This window comes from Ureibacillus endophyticus, from assembly GCF_024159215.1.
GTDB classification, from domain to species: domain Bacteria; phylum Bacillota; class Bacilli; order Bacillales_A; family Planococcaceae; genus Ureibacillus; species Ureibacillus endophyticus.
The window spans coordinates 2,512,601-2,529,696 of record NZ_JAMYWW010000001.1; the positions used below are offsets into that span (position 1 = coordinate 2,512,601).

The 17,096-nt window shown below is 34.7% G+C and carries 17 protein-coding genes; 4 read left to right on the top strand and 13 right to left on the bottom strand.

Going from position 1 to position 17,096, the window contains the following annotated elements; all coding sequences use genetic code 11:
- Both nadA and sspI read left to right on the top strand, forming a co-directional pair.
- The gene (gene nadA / locus NKR20_RS12345) at positions 1-1,104 is read left to right on the top strand and encodes a quinolinate synthase NadA (protein WP_366519728.1); all 1,104 of its coding nucleotides are present in this window, start codon (positions 1-3) and stop codon (positions 1,102-1,104) included.
- A gap of 201 nt (positions 1,105-1,305) precedes the next feature.
- Positions 1,306-1,515, top strand: coding sequence for a small acid-soluble spore protein SspI (sspI, locus tag NKR20_RS12350; protein ID WP_121212735.1), 210 nt, complete (start codon positions 1,306-1,308; stop codon positions 1,513-1,515).
- A gap of 41 nt (positions 1,516-1,556) precedes the next feature.
- Here sspI and NKR20_RS12355 read toward each other — a convergent pair whose 3' ends face one another.
- Complete coding sequence (locus NKR20_RS12355) at positions 1,557-1,982, bottom strand: MarR family winged helix-turn-helix transcriptional regulator (protein ID WP_253426962.1); 426 nt, start codon at positions 1,980-1,982, stop codon at positions 1,557-1,559.
- Between the two features lie 141 nt (positions 1,983-2,123).
- Between NKR20_RS12355 and NKR20_RS12360 the strand changes: the two genes are divergently transcribed.
- Entirely contained in the window at positions 2,124-2,636 is a 513-nt protein-coding gene (locus tag NKR20_RS12360; protein ID WP_121212733.1) for a CarD family transcriptional regulator, read from the top strand.
- A 667-nt stretch (positions 2,637-3,303) separates the two neighbouring features.
- On the opposite strand, the gene argF is transcribed toward NKR20_RS12360, so the two are convergent.
- The 3 genes from argF to NKR20_RS12375 all read right to left on the bottom strand — a co-directional run bounded on the left by argF (position 3,304) and on the right by NKR20_RS12375 (position 6,130).
- Positions 3,304-4,269 (bottom strand): ornithine carbamoyltransferase, encoded by a 966-nt coding sequence (gene argF, locus NKR20_RS12365; RefSeq protein WP_253426963.1) that lies wholly within the window; start codon positions 4,267-4,269, stop codon positions 3,304-3,306.
- 270 nt (positions 4,270-4,539) lie between these two features.
- Positions 4,540-5,628, bottom strand: coding sequence for a M42 family metallopeptidase (locus NKR20_RS12370; protein ID WP_253426964.1), 1,089 nt, complete (start codon positions 5,626-5,628; stop codon positions 4,540-4,542).
- Between the two features lie 19 nt (positions 5,629-5,647).
- Positions 5,648-6,130 (bottom strand): dUTP diphosphatase, encoded by a 483-nt coding sequence (locus NKR20_RS12375; protein ID WP_121212730.1) that lies wholly within the window; start codon positions 6,128-6,130, stop codon positions 5,648-5,650.
- A gap of 92 nt (positions 6,131-6,222) precedes the next feature.
- Between NKR20_RS12375 and NKR20_RS12380 the strand changes: the two genes are divergently transcribed.
- On the top strand, positions 6,223-6,621 hold the full coding sequence (locus tag NKR20_RS12380) for a sigma-w pathway protein ysdB (RefSeq protein ID WP_121212729.1): 399 nt from the start codon (positions 6,223-6,225) through the stop codon (positions 6,619-6,621).
- Positions 6,622-7,145: 524 nt separating this feature from the next.
- Here NKR20_RS12380 and NKR20_RS12385 read toward each other — a convergent pair.
- The 9 genes from NKR20_RS12385 to NKR20_RS12425 form a co-directional block, all read right to left on the bottom strand.
- On the bottom strand, positions 7,146-7,415 hold the full coding sequence (locus NKR20_RS12385; RefSeq protein WP_121212727.1) for a DUF1294 domain-containing protein: 270 nt from the start codon (positions 7,413-7,415) through the stop codon (positions 7,146-7,148).
- A gap of 140 nt (positions 7,416-7,555) precedes the next feature.
- Positions 7,556-7,915: a 50S ribosomal protein L20 gene (gene rplT / locus NKR20_RS12390; protein ID WP_097072855.1), complete on the bottom strand. Its 360-nt coding sequence runs from the start codon at positions 7,913-7,915 to the stop codon at positions 7,556-7,558.
- A 68-nt stretch (positions 7,916-7,983) separates the two neighbouring features.
- Positions 7,984-8,184 (bottom strand): 50S ribosomal protein L35, encoded by a 201-nt coding sequence (rpmI, locus tag NKR20_RS12395; protein ID WP_097072856.1) that lies wholly within the window; start codon positions 8,182-8,184, stop codon positions 7,984-7,986.
- Between the two features lie 30 nt (positions 8,185-8,214).
- A complete protein-coding gene (infC, locus tag NKR20_RS12400) occupies positions 8,215-8,721 on the bottom strand; it encodes a translation initiation factor IF-3 (protein ID WP_121212725.1) in 507 nt (168 codons plus the stop codon).
- Between the two features lie 410 nt (positions 8,722-9,131).
- The gene (thrS, locus tag NKR20_RS12405; RefSeq protein ID WP_253426965.1) at positions 9,132-11,063 is read right to left on the bottom strand and encodes a threonine--tRNA ligase; all 1,932 of its coding nucleotides are present in this window, start codon (positions 11,061-11,063) and stop codon (positions 9,132-9,134) included.
- 400 nt (positions 11,064-11,463) lie between these two features.
- Positions 11,464-12,411 carry a primosomal protein DnaI gene (dnaI, locus tag NKR20_RS12410; RefSeq protein ID WP_245987377.1) on the bottom strand — a complete coding sequence of 316 codons (948 nt, stop codon included), beginning with the start codon at positions 12,409-12,411 and terminating at the stop codon, positions 11,464-11,466.
- 3 nt (positions 12,412-12,414) lie between these two features.
- Positions 12,415-15,198 carry a DnaD domain protein gene (locus tag NKR20_RS12415; protein ID WP_253426966.1) on the bottom strand — a complete coding sequence of 928 codons (2,784 nt, stop codon included), beginning with the start codon at positions 15,196-15,198 and terminating at the stop codon, positions 12,415-12,417.
- Positions 15,199-15,217: 19 nt separating this feature from the next.
- Complete coding sequence (gene nrdR, locus NKR20_RS12420; RefSeq protein ID WP_121212721.1) at positions 15,218-15,688, bottom strand: transcriptional regulator NrdR; 471 nt, start codon at positions 15,686-15,688, stop codon at positions 15,218-15,220.
- Positions 15,689-15,951: 263 nt separating this feature from the next.
- A complete protein-coding gene (locus NKR20_RS12425; RefSeq protein ID WP_121212720.1) occupies positions 15,952-16,971 on the bottom strand; it encodes a glyceraldehyde-3-phosphate dehydrogenase in 1,020 nt (339 codons plus the stop codon).
- Positions 16,972-17,096: the final 125 nt, after the last annotated feature.

Here is a 17,096-nt window from a genome sequence, read left to right on the forward strand (position 1 = left end):
GTGGCAATTGCAAATCTTTTAAACAATAAAGGAATGTTACCAGAAAAATATCGCACAATGGAACGTGCCGAAATGGAAAATCGTATTCGTGAAATAAAAGAGAAATTAGGAGAAAAGTTATTTATTCCTTGTCATCATTATCAAAAAGATGAAGTTGTACAATTTGCAGACAGTATTGGGGATTCCCTACAATTAGCACAAGTTGCAGCAGCTAACAAAAAAGCAGAACATATCGTTTTTTGCGGTGTTCACTTTATGGCAGAAACTGCAGATATGTTAACAACAGATGAGCAAGTGGTGTATTTACCCGATATGCGTGCAGGTTGTTCAATGGCGGATATGGCTGACATTTACCAAACAGAAGAAGCATGGGTTCAATTACAACAAATTTTTGGTGACACATTGATTCCACTAACTTATGTCAATTCAACTGCTGCGATTAAAGCATTCACAGGTCGAAACGGTGGCGCTTGTGTAACCTCTTCCAATGCTAAGAAAATGGTAAAATGGGCATTTACACAAAAAGAACGTTTATTTTTCTTACCAGATCAACATTTAGGACGAAACACAGCATTTGAACTAGGTATTCCATTAGAGCAAATGGCCGTGTGGAACCCAATTAGTGGCAAGCTTGAATTTGAAGGAAATGTGGAAGATATTAAAGTTGTTCTTTGGAAGGGCCATTGTTCTGTACACCAAGGTTTTACGGTAGAAAACGTGCGAGAAGTTCGTGAAAAATATCCTGAAATGACAATCATTGTTCATCCTGAGTGTTGTAGAGAAGTAGTCGAAGTTTCTGATATGAATGGTTCTACTAAATTTATTGTAGACACTATTAATGCTGCTCCTGCTGGATCAAGTTGGGCAATTGGTACCGAGATGAACTTAGTTAAACGAATCATTGCAGAACATCCAGATAAGAAGATTATTTCATTAAATGAAAACATGTGTCCGTGTTTAACAATGAATCGTATCGACTTACCACATCTTCTATGGGCTTTAGAAATTATTGAAAATGGTGAAGAAGGTAATGTCATTCAAGTTGATAAGGAAGTTACAAAAGAAGCCATTTTATCATTAGATAGAATGTTAACATTAGCTTAAGGTTTGAATTTGGAGGGAACTTTCCCTCCTTTTTATTTTGGCTTAATGTTATTGGGATTAAGTGTACCTTATTACGAAAAATTTCCATGCATCTCTATTAGAGTTTTTGGAGCTATACGAACGCGCTCCGCTTTTCTATGTTTTACTATGTATAGTTTCCTTTTATTACGGCACACTATTAAATGAGGAGGAGATTGTTATATGAACTTTCAAATTAGAGATGCAATAAAACAAAATGTCCAAGGTGATAGTGCTGCAGAATTTCGTGATACTGTGCAAGATGCAATTTCCCGTGGAGATGAACATTTACTTCCAGGATTGGGCGTATTTTTAGAGGCATGGTGGAAAGCTTCTTCTGAAGAAGAACATCAAGCCTTTACGGAAAAACTATCAAAAACTTTTATGAACTAAAATTCTGTACTGGCAATATGTCTGTCATATTGCCAGATATATTACATTCCCCATTCTTTCCCTAATAATTCTTTAAGTGTTTCGAATTGTTTTTCTCCAATATGATTAGAAATTTTCACTTCTAATTCTTTTTTTATGAAATTATATTTTTCTACACATCTTTCCCCTAGTTCTGTTAATTCAATACATTTATCTCGTTTATTATTTGCATTCAAAACATTGACTAATCCTTTTTCTTCAAGCTTCTTAATAAATTTATGAGTAGCTTGTCTTGTAATTTGGACAGATTTTGTAATAGACGATATGGTAGGTTGATTTTTATAAATTTTCGCCATAATATACCATTCTGAGTTCGATATGGAAACATCGCTCATTTCACTCCATCTTTCCCCAAGGACTTTTCGCACCATATTATGTCTTTCGCTAATTAGATCAAATAAATCTAAAGTACCGTATTCTAAACTCATAATTGTCACTCCAAGTTTTAAATGTGTCATCAAGTATACAAAAATCAGAATTATACGTCAACTAAGTTGACATTTTTAAGAATATAGGGTACTATTATAATAGTCAACTAAGTTGACAAATACAATTTGGGAGGCAAATAAATGTTCAAGATTGGTGATACGATTATTTATTCTTCACATGGTTTATGCCAGATTGATGATATAACAGAAAAAACCTTCTCAGGTGTTACAAAAACGTATTATGTCTTACATCCTGTCGACAATGTCCACTTACAAATCAATGCCCCGATAGATAATAAAACCATTTCCATGCTAGAAATAATGACAAAGGAACAAGCGGATGAAATCTTTACATTATTTACACTTCCTGGCATTGAATGGATTGAAAAAAACAATCAACGTACTCAAATTTATTCCTCAATTATAAAAAAAGGAAACCGCAAAGAAATTGCAAAACTCATTAATACACTAATGACAAAAAAATATGAGCTTGAGCAAGAAGGAAAAAAGTTCCCAGAATATGATCGAAAATTATTATTAGAAATTCAAAAGGTTTTATTTGCTGATTTAGCCATTTCTTTAAAAACTACTCCAAAAACCATTGAAAATAGAGTAGAAAAACTATTACAGATAAGTGATAAACAAACAACTTAAAAAAACAATAATAAAAAGCAACCTAGCGTCTCCCAGGTTGCTTTTCCTATGTAGCGATGAGTCTTTCCATCTTGAAATTGTCATCGCGTCGATCAATCCCAGCGAGTCCCCCGTTCATGATCTATATATTGTCTTGAGTCAAAGTACACGACCCGCATACTTTGCCAAGGTAAACACACAATCACTTCCCCTGAAGATTCCTGTGCATTTATTAATAAATTAAAATTTCCCTCTTCAATTAAGCCAGTAACGAAACTAATACTGCTTTATGTGCATGAAGTCTGTTTTCTGCTTGCACCTGCCGCTACGCTTTCGGTGCAGAGCATCTAGCGTCTAGCTCTCTCTTCTTACTAAGTAAGTAATGAAACTAGAACTGCTTTCTGAGCATGTAAACGATTTTCTGCTTGCACCTGTCGCGATGCTTTCGGTGCAGAGCATTTAGTTTTTGCTTCTTATTTATGCCAGTAACGAAACTAATACTGCTTTTTGTGCATGAAGTCTGTTTTCTGCTTGCACCTGTCGCGATGCTTTCGGTGCAGAGCATTTAGTTTTTGCTTCTTATTTATGCCAGTAACGAAACTAATACTGCTTTTTGTGCATGAAGTCTGTTTTCAGCTTGCACCTGCCGCTATGCTTTCGGTGCAGAGCATCTAGTCTTCATTTCTTACTAAGCAAGTAAAGAAACAAGTACCGCTTTTTGAGCATGTAGTCTATTCTCAGCTTGCTCAAAGATATAAGAATTTGGTCCATCGATAACAGATGATGATACTTCTTCTTCACGGTGAGCTGGTAAACAGTGTAAGAACATGTAATCAGATTTTGCATGTGCTACTAAGGCATCGTTAATTTGATATCCTTTGAAATCTTGAAGACGTTTAGCAGACTCTTCTTCTTGACCCATACTAGTCCATACATCTGCATAAACAACATCCGCATTTTTCACTGCCGCTACTGGATCAGTTGTCACTGTTACAATACTTCCGTTTGCTTTTGCAATCTCTTGTGCTTTTGCAATGATTTCTGGATCTGGTTCATACCCTTCAGGAGTTGCAACTGCAATGTCCATTCCCACATGAGCAGATGCTACAACTAATGAGTGAGCAACATTATTGCCATCACCAACGTAAGCTACTTTTAATCCTTTGAAATCGCCTTTATTTTCAGCAATTGTTTCAAGGTCAGCTAATGCTTGGCAAGGATGGTAAATATCCGTTAAACCATTAATCACAGGGATAGAAGCATGTTCAGCTAATTCTTTCACCATTTCATGAGAGTTTGCACGAATCATAATGGCATCTAAATAACCTGATAAAACGTGACCTGTATCTGAAATCGGTTCACCACGGCCAATTTGCATGTCTCGGGAATGCATATACATCGCTTTACCACCAAGTTGATTCATTCCAACTTCAAATGAAATACGTGTACGAGTCGAATTTTTTTCGAAAATCATACCTAAAGTTTTACCTTCTAGTAATTTTGGGCATCTACCGGCTTTTGTAATTGTTTTTAATTGTGTTGCTAATTTAATTAAGTCTTGAACTTCTTCACTTGTATAATCAAGTAGTGTCAGTAGATCTTTTCCTTTCAAACTTGACACTAGCTTTAACTGAACCTCTTCTAGTAATTTCATTAACTAACGCCCCTTATTTCGTTGATGATGAATTCATTATACATTTGTATATTTATTAAATCAAGTGCATTTTTATTATTTTATAAAACTTTCTCTAAACAAACAATATTCATTAAGTATCGAGCAAATTATGAAATCTACTCATAAATATTCGCATTTAAGATTAAAAATAAATCTTCATTAATACACCAATATTACTTATATGCAAGTTAGACTTAATTAGACATAAAAAAGGGAAGAAAATTTTTTCTCCCCCTCAAACTTTAAATATTAATCAAAAACAATTTTATTTACTGTCTCACGATCTAATCTTTTAATAACTTCTACAACTAATTTTACTGTATTTTCGTAGTCATCTCGATGAAGAATCGCTGCATGAGAATGAATATAACGTGTTGCGATTCCAATTGCCATTGCAGGAACACCATTTGCAGTTAAATGGATTGAGCCAGCGTCAGTTCCTCCACCTGGTGTAGAATCGAATTGATATGGGATATTATGTTCTTCAGCGATATCTACAACAAAGTCTCGAAGTCCTTTATGACCTACCATTGATGCATCATAGATAATAATTTGTGGCCCGTCCCCAAGTTTTGATGTGGATTCTTTTGCAGTAATCCCTGGAGTATCTCCAGCAACACCTACATCTAGCGCAAAACCAATATCCGGTTGAATTTTAAATGTAGATGTTTTGGCGCCACGTAAGCCAACTTCTTCTTGAACATTTCCTACGCCATAAACAATATTTGGATGATTGCTATCCTTTAATGCTTTGAATACATCAATTGCAATGGCACATCCAATACGATTATCCCATGCTTTTGCTAATAACATTTTTTCATTTTTCATCACATTAAATTCAAAATATGGAGTAATCATATCCCCCGGGCGAATTCCCCACTCTAGCGCTTCTTCTTTTGATGTTGCTCCGATATCAATGAATAATTCCTTCATATCAACAACTTTTTTACGCGCTTCCGCAGGTAAAATGTGAGGAGGTTTTGAGCCGATAACCCCAATAATTTCTTCACCTTTACGCGTTGTAATCGTAACGCGTTGGGATAGCATCACGTGACTCCACCATCCCCCAACTGTTTGAAACTTAATAAATCCTTTTTCATCAATTTTTGAAACCATAAATCCAACTTCATCAAGGTGTCCTGCAATCATAATCTTCGGACCATTTGGATCACCAATTTTTTTGGCAATCAAGCTACCGAGGTTATCGTATTCAATTTCGTCTGCCAATGGTTCGATATATTTTTTCATGACTTGTCTTGGTGCTCGTTCATTCCCTGGAATACCATTTGCATCTGTTAATTCTTTTAACATTTTTAACGTATCATCTAATTGAGCCATTTACTTGTCCTCCCAAATCCTAATAACCTGAACGCTGACGCTCATAGTTTTTTTCGTTCTTAGAAATATATGCTTCAATTATATCATCTAATGTGAACTTCAAATTATAAGCTAATACTCCATAACATTGCCAAACTTCACGGTAAGTATCCGCAGTTGGATGTTGAATAAATTGTAAAATGACTTCCTGTGTTTGTAAAAACCAATTTGTTAAATCTTCTTTCTTATTTATCTCTGGCCATGATTCCAACGATAATCCTTTTTCGTTTCCTAATGAAAGAAGAAAGTGAATTGAATCAACAAATTCCTCTAATATAACTTCCCTTTTTGAAGGTCCCTTTGTACTCCAAAATTTAAAACATCTTGTTTCATTAGCGAGTTCTGCCAGTTCAATCATTAATGCTAGTCCTTTTTCTTTAAACACATCTCGATCTATCTTTTGTGTTTGTTCAATAAAAGAATCTAGTTGTCGTTGCATTTCAAAAAGTTCTTTAAATTCCATAAAAAATTCCCTCAATTTCTTTATAAAAAATGAAACTTCATCCACTACTTAATCGTAAATGAAAGTATTACGTTTTTACAAGGGGGACTTTTATGGCTCTTCTAATTATTCGCTTTCTTATCATTGCACTTATCATTTATTTATTTTATAAAGGGGTACGTTTCTTAACTGACCCAAAACGAAAATTAGATGAAGCATATGAGAAGGGAGAATATTATTTTTACGATGATGTGAAAAACGTTCGCAAAAACTTTTTCATTTCCTACAAAGGTGCCTTATTTGAAGGTGAAAAGTATTTAGGAACAACAGAAAATGCTTTTGAAGTCGTTTCAATCTTCGTTTGGGTACACGATACAATGAAACTTCAAGGACTAACAAAAGAAGATTTTCTCTATTTAGAAAAGGAGATTCAATTGAACTACCCAAAAGCCAAAATTAATTGGAAAAATCCAATAGAACAATTAATGAAAAATGAGACTAGTAATGATTGAATACCCACATAAGGATTGTCTAACATTGCATGAACTATGCATGATAGACAATCCTTTTTAATTTATTAATATTTATATTTTTTCTTATAAAAATGGTTATTTGTACAAGGAACAATTAAAGGAAGTCATATAAATAGAGAGAAAGGAGGTGCTAATATGGGTTGTAGAAGAGACCGCGTTATGGGTGATTTTGATAGAAGACATCGCTCTTGTGGATGTAACCGTGTAATGGGTGACTATGATAGAAGACACCGTTCTTGTGGCTGTAATCGTGTTATGGGTGATTTCGATAGAGGCAGAAACAAAGGTCGTGATAGCGTAAGAAACATTAGAGATGACAAATGCCTAAAATGTACAATTGAAATTGTAAGTCCTGAGAGAAATCACGGGAAACATTGTAAGTGCTCGCGTTGTGGGAACAACAGAGGCTGGTAAAAATAATTTAGCTTAATTGCAATTTTGTTTATACAAACCTTCCTAATTTTAGGAACATGATGCGTGCCAATACAGCACGCATTTTTATTTTATACAATCGAAAATACTTTTACTATGAGAAAAATATGAACTGCTGCGAGTAATGGAAAACCAAATGCAAATGAATTATGTTTTGTTTTGTGTCGGAATAAATACATTCCTAACACACCACCACAAGCTCCACCTAAAATAGCTAATGTAAATAAGGATTTTTCTGATATACGCCACTCATGATTTTTGGCACGGGATTTGTCAATGTACATGAAAATACATAATATGATTGACATGACTGCTATATATGATATTAAAGCTAAATCCATAGTATCCCCCTATCTTTATCTCTATAATAGACAAAAAAGCTGATAGGTTCTCCTACCAGCTTTTTATTAAGTATTTATTATTTTGCACCTGTCGCTTTGCTTTCGGCGCAGAAATAATTTAATTTACTATGTAGATTAAATTATTTCGCTACAGCTTTTTTTGCTGCATCTGCTAATTGAGCAAATGCTTGTGCGTCAGTTACAGCTAAGTCAGCTAACATTTTACGGTTAACTTCGATACCAGCTACTTTTAAACCGTGCATTAAACGGCTGTAAGAAAGACCGTTGATGCGAGCAGCTGCGTTGATACGAGTGATCCATAATTTACGGAAATCACGTTTCTTTTGACGACGGTCACGGTATGCATATTGACCTGATTTCATTACTGCTTGGTTAGCAACTTTGTATAATGTATGTTTTGAACCAAAATAACCTTTTGCTAATTTTAATACTTTTTTACGACGCTTGCGCGTTACTGTTCCGCCTTTTACGCGTGGCATAACAATTACCTCCTGCAATTCTTTCGAATGTTTAATTTAATCACGTTCGTTCATCTATTACACAAAAATTATTTCATGTAAGTAAGTAAAGATCTGATGCGTTTGAAGTCACCTGAAGTAGCAACTTTTGCTTTACGTAAGTGACGTTTTTGTTTAGTAGATTTGTTAGCGAATAAGTGGCTACCGTATGCACGGTCAAATTTTAATTTTCCTTTGCCCGTTTTTTTGAAACGCTTCGCAGCGCCACGGTGAGTTTTCATTTTTGGCATTTCGAATTTCCTCCTAAATATTCGTCAATATTACTTTTTCTCGTTCTTCGGTTGAAGAACTAAGAACATACTTCTGCCTTCCATCTTCGGTTTTTGTTCAACCGTAGATACTTCAGCACAAGCTTCAGCAAAACGATCTAATACGCGTTGTCCAATTTCTTTATGTGTAATGGCACGTCCTTTAAAACGTAAAGAACATTTAACTTTATCGCCTTTTTCAAGGAATTTAATTGCATTACGTAATTTTGTTTGGAAATCATGTTCATCAATTGTTGGACTTAGACGAACTTCCTTCATGTTGATGACTTTTTGATTTTTGCGAATTTCACGATCTTTCTTTTGCTGTTCAAACTTAAACTTACCATAGTCCATAACACGAGCGACTGGTGGCTTAGCTTGAGGGGCCACAAGGACAAGATCCAAGTTTGCACGAGCGGCAAGTTCTAACGCTTCATTACGAGATTTAACTCCTAGCTGATCACCATTATGGTCGATTACACGAAGTTCACGTGCGCGAATGCCTTCGTTTACATACATGTCTTTGCTAATACGAATCCACCTCCAAGATTTGTCGCGAATACACGATTAAGGCTTAGCTAGCCCGGTTGAACGGTACACTTTCTAAGTATGTCCATAAAAAAAGGGACGGACATTATTCAGAAGATGTCCGCCCGCTATATATACATACGCGTCTAATCAGCGTAGTCAATTCAACGTGTCATACCTGTTAACTGCAAAATGCGTAATTCAGGTGAGAAGCGGGCAGCCTCTACTTCAACCACAAACTGTATTCATAACCTAAATAATCATAACACCACAAAGTTTTAATGTCAACTAACATTTATAAATTTCTTTTATTGAGTTAGTTAATTGCCTTTAGGGATATGTTATGTGCTATATATTATAACGAATTTGCCAAAATAGCAAAGTAAATTGCTTTACAACACTTATTTAGTTGCTTCGGCAGTAATTTTTTCAACAAATTCAGCAAGTGAAACTGTTTCTGAATCTTTAGATCCATAACGACGTACATTTACAGCTTCAGATTCTAATTCTTTATCACCTAATACAAGCATATAAGGAATTTTCTTCATTTGTGCTTCACGGATTTTGTAACCAAGTTTTTCTTCACGGTCATCCATTTCTACACGAATGCCTGCTGCACGAAGATCTGCTACAACTTTTTGTGCATATTCGTAATGTACTTCATTTGAAACAGGGATTACTTCTACTTGAACTGGTGCTAACCAAGTTGGGAAGGCACCTTTGTACTCTTCAATTAAGAAGGCAACGAAACGTTCCATTGTTGAAACGACACCACGGTGAATTACAACTGGACGATGTGGTTTACCATCTTCTCCAACATAAGTTAAGTCAAAACGTTCTGGTTGTAGGAAGTCAAGTTGAACTGTAGATAATGTTTCTTCTTTACCAATAGCAGTTTTCACTTGAACGTCTAATTTAGGACCATAGAATGCAGCTTCACCTTCTGCTTCAAAGTAATCAAGTCCCATATCATCCATCGCTTCTTTTAACATGCTTTGTGCTTTTTCCCACATTTCATCATCATCGAAATATTTTTCTTTATCAGCAGGGTCGCGATAAGATAAACGGAATTTATAATCTTTTAAATCGAAATCTTTATAAACATCTAAAATTAATTCCACAACATTTTTAAACTCTTGTTTAATTTGGTCTGGACGAACAAAAATATGAGAATCGTTTAAAGTCATTCCACGTACACGTTGTAAACCAGATAAACCGCCTGAACTTTCATAGCGGTGCATTGTACCAAGTTCAGCAATGCGAATTGGTAATTGACGATATGAGTGTAATGATGATTTATAAACCATCATATGGTGAGGACAGTTCATAGGACGTAAAACTAATGTTTCGTTATCCATTTCCATTGGTGGGAACATGTCTTCATGGTAATGACCCCAGTGACCTGAAGTTTCATATAATTTCTTAGAACCTAATACTGGTGTGTAAACATGTTGGTATCCAAGTTTTACTTCTTTATCTACAATGTAACGTTCGATAATACGGCGAATTGTCGCTCCATTTGGTAACCAAAGTGGTAAACCTTGACCAACAGTTTGTGATAAAGTGAATAATTCTAACTCTTTACCAATTTTACGATGATCACGTTCTTTTGCTTCTTCTAACATTTGAAGATGATGTTTTAATTCTTCTTTGTTAAAGAAGGCTGTACCGTAAATACGTTGAAGCATTTTGTTATCAGAGTTACCTCTCCAATATGCTCCCGCTAATGATAATAATTTAAATTCTTTTAATTTACCTGTTGATGGTACGTGAATTCCGCGGCAAAGGTCGAAAAATTCACCTTGATAATAAATTGATACTTGTTCGTCAGCTGGAATTGCTTCAAGTAATTCTAATTTATATTCATCACCGATTTCTTCGTAAATTTTTTGTGCTTCATCACGGCTTACATTTTTACGCTCGATTTCGATATTTTCGGCAATGATTTTTTTCATTTCTTTTTCAATTTTTGGTAAATCTTCTGCTGAGATTGGTGTTGGAGAATCGATATCGTAGTAGAATCCACCTTCGATTACAGGACCAATACCTAATTTCACACCTGGGAATAAACGTTTTACAGCTTGAGCTGTTAAGTGAGCTGTAGAGTGACGTAAAATTTCTAATGCTTCTTCAGATTTAGGTGTGATGATTTCAATTGCACCGTCTTCTTCGATTGGTGTTTTAAGGTCGATTTGTACACCATTTAATTTACCAGCTAATGCTTGTTTTTTAAGTCCTGGGCTAATAGAAGCTGCCACATCTTCTGTTGATGTCCCACGTGGAAACTCCTTCACAGCGCCATCTGGGAATGTAAGTTTAATTACTTCTGACATGATACTTTCTCCTTTTTCTTTGATTTAGTCGATGAAAACGCACATAAGTTCTCGAAACGCTCATAAACAGACAAATTTCGCTACTAGAGCAAAATAAAAAGCGCCATCCCTATGAAAGGGACGACGCGTATGCTCGTGGTTCCACCCTTCTTCCTTCCGAAACACAAAAGGTTTCAGACGAAGCTCTAGGTCGGTTAACGTACCGATAAACGTTAGCGGATTATCCCCGCTAAAGCTCAGAGGTAGTAAAGTTTGTGCCGGTACTAGGAAACTTACAGCCAAGGTTTCCCTCTCTAGAAGTCGTTTCACAAGCTTGTTGTCCTCATCAACGCAAGAGTATTTAAATTCTATCGATAGTATACGCTCGAATGAATTGAATTGCAACTAGCAACCAAAAATTTTATCCACGGCGATTTGTACCATCTAGTGGAACAGGGATAGTAAGGCTTTTAATTCGTTCCATCATCCGCGCTGCTTTAATTCTTTCATAATCCCCTTTTTGAGAATTAGCTAAATGATATTCCAATTCGTCATAGTTAAAATTCGATGAAATAAAAATCGGTTTTTTCTCTGACATTCGATAATTTAATATCGTGCTAAAAATCTCATCCCTTGCCCAACTTGTCATAGATTCAGCGCCAAAATCATCTAACATTAGAACAGGTGCTTTTTTAATATATTCAATTTTTTGTTTGATAGTAGAATCATCAATCGATTCTTTTAATTCTCTTAAAAATTCAGGTACATACATCAATACCGTTTGCACCTTCATTGCAGCTAACTCATTTGCAATAGCTCCAAGAATAAAAGATTTCCCTACACCAAACCCACCATGAATATATAATCCTTTTGATGGAATGGTTTGTTTTTCACGAATTTCATTAATAAAGTCCGCCACAAAGTCAGCAATTCTAATTCGACCTGGTGTGTTGATATCCATTGATTCGATATTTGCAGTAAGCGCATCTTTCGGCATATGGAAACTTCGAATCATCTTTTCGATTTCTCGTTGTTCTTCTTCAATTATTCTTTGAGAACATGGAATATAATCTACAACGATAATTTGATTGCCTAAACGTAATTTAGGAATGAAGCCATTTACATAGTTTGTACAAGTGGCTGTTCCACCACTTCCACAACATTTATGAGCTTGGTTCGTAAATTCTTGTAATGCTGGAAGACTGCGTTCAATAACATCCTCTGTTAATACATTTTCGTGGGTCTTTAGAAATTCTTGAACTTCTTGATTGGCTAAAATATTTCTTTTCACTTCTTCATAACGTTGTTGAAATGAAGGAACGTTGATTACTTTATTTAATGCATTTTTTATTGGTTCTATTGTTCTCACCTACTATTCTTTTCTGCCAAGCTTTTCAAGTATTCTTAACCGCTCTTTTTCAAAATCGATGGAATCCGTTTGCGGGTTATCATTTGTTGCCCCTTGATCATCGCGTTCTTTAAACCATTCTGGGATTTTTTCAACTCTTCCCCATTTACTTCTAGGGCGATTTTCTTGTTCCACTTGTCGTTTCGCATAATTTTCTTTTTCCATTGCGACATGTTCAGCAGCATCTTTAGCTGTTACGAAATTTTTACGACTCCAACTATCTGCAATCGTTTCAACATATGCTCTTGGTAATTTTCCATCTTTTATTTCTAATACATATTCTATTAATACATTCGCAACGCCTACTGGAAGCTTATAACGATGTACAAGCTTTTCAGCAAGTTGAATATTATTCGCATAAGGTTCTACACCATGGTTCATCTTTTTCAAGAATTCATATGGTGTTGTCATTTCATATTCTTTAAACTCTTCTTCAATCACTCGATTACCAATCATTTGTTGTATATCAATTTCGGATATAGTTGGAACATATCCAACATTGCGGAGCATTTCATTCGTTGTTTCTTTATTGTGTATTACAGCTTTAGCTTGTTGTACCGTTTGGATATTTTGATGCACCCAATTAGCTGCAATCGTTTCAACATACTTTTTAGGCAATTGACCTGATTTCAGATTGTATACATATTCAATCAAAACATTAGCGACACCAATCGATAAGCCACTATTTAAAACAAGGCTTTCTGCTAATTTCAAATTTGAAGCACTAGGTTCAAGTCCATTTGACAATTGTTTTAAAAATTCATAAGGAGTTTTAGAACTATAATGATCTACATCATTACCATTGCGTTGTATATGTTCCTGTGTTATTTGTGGAACATATCCGAGCTTGCTCTTCATCTCTAACTCTTCTTCTGTTTTTGATAAATATTCAAATGCTTCTTTTGCAGTCTGAATGCCAGCTTGTCTTAAAGTATTCGCAATTGTTTCCACATAACGCTTAGAAAACTTTCCATCCTGTCTAGATAGCACATACTCACTTAATACATTGACAACACCTAAAGGTAAATCATATTTATTAATCAGATCTTCTGCTATTTTAACATTTGTTGGGAAAGGTTCGCTGCCATTATTTAAATCTTTCATAAATTCGTAAGGTGGTGTAGATTCATAAAAATAATAAATACCATCCACTTCAGAAAAATCTTTTTTAATAGATTCTCTTGTGATAGATGGAATAAAACCGGTTGTCCTTAAGAATTCTTTATTTTTAATAGTTTTGTCAATTTGATTTAACGCTTCTTCCGCAGAATCAATTCCAATTTTCATCCAGTTACTTGCAATCGTTTCAACAAACCTTCGAGTAACTTTCCCCTCCGTTTGCTCAAAGGCATATTCCATTAATACATTCACGACACCAATTGGCATTGAATAGTTTTTAACTAGGCTTTCTGCTAATTCTATTGTATATGGGAAAGGCTCTCTACCATTATTTAATTGTTTTAAAAATTCATAAGGTATTGTTCGTTCATATTTTGCAAATCGATCATTAACAATAGGAACGTTTTGTTTTGCAAGTTCGGCTTCGCTTACTTGAGGAACATATTCTTTATTTTTCAATTTCTTAAATTTATCGTGTTCTGAGCGAGCGATTGCCATTGCTTCTTTGGCCGTTTTAATATTTTTACGATTCCAATGATCAGCAATTGTTTCAACAAAGTTTTTTGGAAGCTTTTTATCTGTTTGAAGCATAACATATTCAATTAATACGTTCACTACGCCAATATTCATTCCATGGTTAATAAACAGATTCGATACAAGATCCTTTGTATAATCTGTTGGTTCTTTTCCATTATTTAAATTACGTAAATGCTCAATTGGATTTGTTGATTCAAAATACTCGATCATCTCTTGTTCTTTTGATTTAACAGGATTCTCAACAATTCGATTTTCTTCAATCTCTGATGAAAAGAACTTTTGTAATTGAGGAGGTTCCTTTGAAATCGTTAATTTATAAACATCTGCTGCTGCTTTTTTTAATCGATCTCTCGTAAGATTCATTTGATCATCTAGTGCTAAAATGACAACCTTTTGCATTTCAATTGGGTTGAAACGATAAAGGTATGCTAATTTTGCAATAACCTCACGTATTTCTATCGTTAACGTTTTAGACGGCACTAACTGTTCGCTTAAACCACTTTTTAATAAATCAAAATCAAATTCTTCCATGTAAAATGGATAATCAGTTTTAACAGTTGGCTGATTATCCATTTGTTCCACATTAATTTTACTATGAACCGGTTTATAAACGTCCGTAAACGTTCTAGAAATATCCGTATAACCACTAGTAGAGATTGTGCTTACGAAACGTTTCCGTAATTTCCGATAGGCCTGTTCACCGATTTTTGAAAAAAGAAACATTGATAATAAAGGATCTTGGAAAAACGTATTGGCATCAAGAGGACGAATCAGTTCATAAATAAATGAGCGATTTTCTTCTTCCTGTTTGCGAAAGGTTCGAAGCAGTCCAATTGCTTCTAGGGCAATTCGTGCTTCAAAAATTTTTCCGATCGGCATGTTTAAAACACTCATTAAATAATAATGAGTCATACTATTAGTCAATGCATCTTCCGCTTCAGCCCATAATGTTAAATAAAGACTTATCGGTTCTGGCCCTGTTAATGGTTGGTAAAACAACGTTAAGAGTTGTCGCTCCTGCGTTGAAAGTGATTGAGGGAGACTGATTTCAAAATGATCCGCAGGCTGTAATTCCTTATATAAATGAACCATTTTTTACCCTCCTGAAATTTTATTTTTTTAAATCGGATTGACGGTGCAATAAATCTTTTAACTCCGATATAAAGACATTAATATCTTTAAACTGTCGATACACAGAAGCAAATCGAACATAGGCAACTTCATCTTCTTTTGCAAGTAAATCCATAACCATTTCTCCGATTTCCTCTGAACGCACCTCAGAGTTACCGATTCTTCTTAAGTTTTTTTCAATTGAAATTACAATGGATTCTAATGTTTCCAATGGTACAGGACGTTTTTCACATGCACGTATTAAACCACGCAAGACTTTTTCTCGGCTAAATTCTTCCCGAGATCCATCCTTTTTAACAACGATTAGTGGTGTTTCTTCAATTCGTTCAAAAGTTGTAAAACGATACCCGCAAGATTCACATTCTCTTCTTCTTCTAATTTCTTTATTATCGTCAACTGGTCTTGAATCAACTACCCGTGTACCATTATATTGACAAGCTGGACATCTCATATATATTCTCCGTTCAACTTAATTTCGTAATCATATTATAACAAATCTATTTGCGCTATAAAAATGCTCTATTTCTTTTTGCAAGTTAACATTTTAATACAATTTACAAAACATGAAAAGAGTACGAGATGTAGCAACAGTTTACAAAGAATATTAAAGGAGCACTAATACAAATTTGTACTTCCTAATTATTTCCTATACAAAGAAAAAAAGGCAGGAATGTATATCCTACCTTTGACTTAATTGATATTTATTTCACAAGGTTATGCAGTAACAGTTTCTAAAGCTTTAACAATTTTCTTCGTTAAATCTACAACACGTGCAGAATAACCCCACTCATTGTCATACCAAGCTAAAACTTTTACTTTTCTTGTACCCATTACCATTGTTAATAATCCATCAACAGTTGAAGAATAAGTTGTTGTATTGTAATCAGTTGATACTAATGGTTCTACTGAGAAGTTTAAGATTCCTTTTAATGGACCTTCTGCTGCAGCTTTAAACGCATTGTTTACTTCTTCAACAGTTACATCTTTTTGTAAGTCTACAACTAGGTCAACTAAAGATACGTTAGAAGTTGGAACACGTAAAGCCATACCATGTAGTTTACCTTGTAATTCTGGAAGTACTAATGCTAATGCTTTAGCAGCCCCAGTTGATGTTGGAATAATACTCTCCGCACATGCACGGGCACGGCGTAAATCTTTATGTGGATTATCAATATTTTTTTGGTCATTTGTATAGGCATGAACTGTAGTCATTAAACCATTTTCAATTCCAAATGTATCATTTAATACTTTTGCTACAGGAGCTAGACAGTTCGTTGTACATGATGCATTAGAAATAACATCGTGCTTAGAAATATCTAATAATTCATCATTTACACCCATAACAACTGTAACATCTTCGTTTTTACCAGGGGCAGTTAAAATTACTTTTTTAGCACCAGCTTCTAGGTGCATTGCTGCCTTACTACGTTCATTAAATTTACCAGTTGCTTCGATTACAATATCCACACCTAATTCTTTCCATGGTAATTGTAATGGATCACGTTCACTAATTAACTCTACTCGTTTACCGTTAACAATTAATGCGTTTTCAGCAGTTTCGACAGTACCCTCAAATCTACCGTGATTTGTGTCATACTTTATTAAATGAGCTAATGTTTCAGCTGGGTAGCTTGCATTAATAGCTACAATATTTAAATCTTCTTGTACAATTGCTTGGCGGAAAACCATGCGACCAATTCGGCCAAAACCATTTATTGCAATAGAAACTGTCATTATCTATAAAGCCTCCTGTAATATGCTCTTAATTATGTTATCTGTTCTCTCCAAATAGTATAGCACATTCGCAAAAAAGGTGAACATATTTCTTCAACAAAATAAAAATTCTTATATTCTGAATA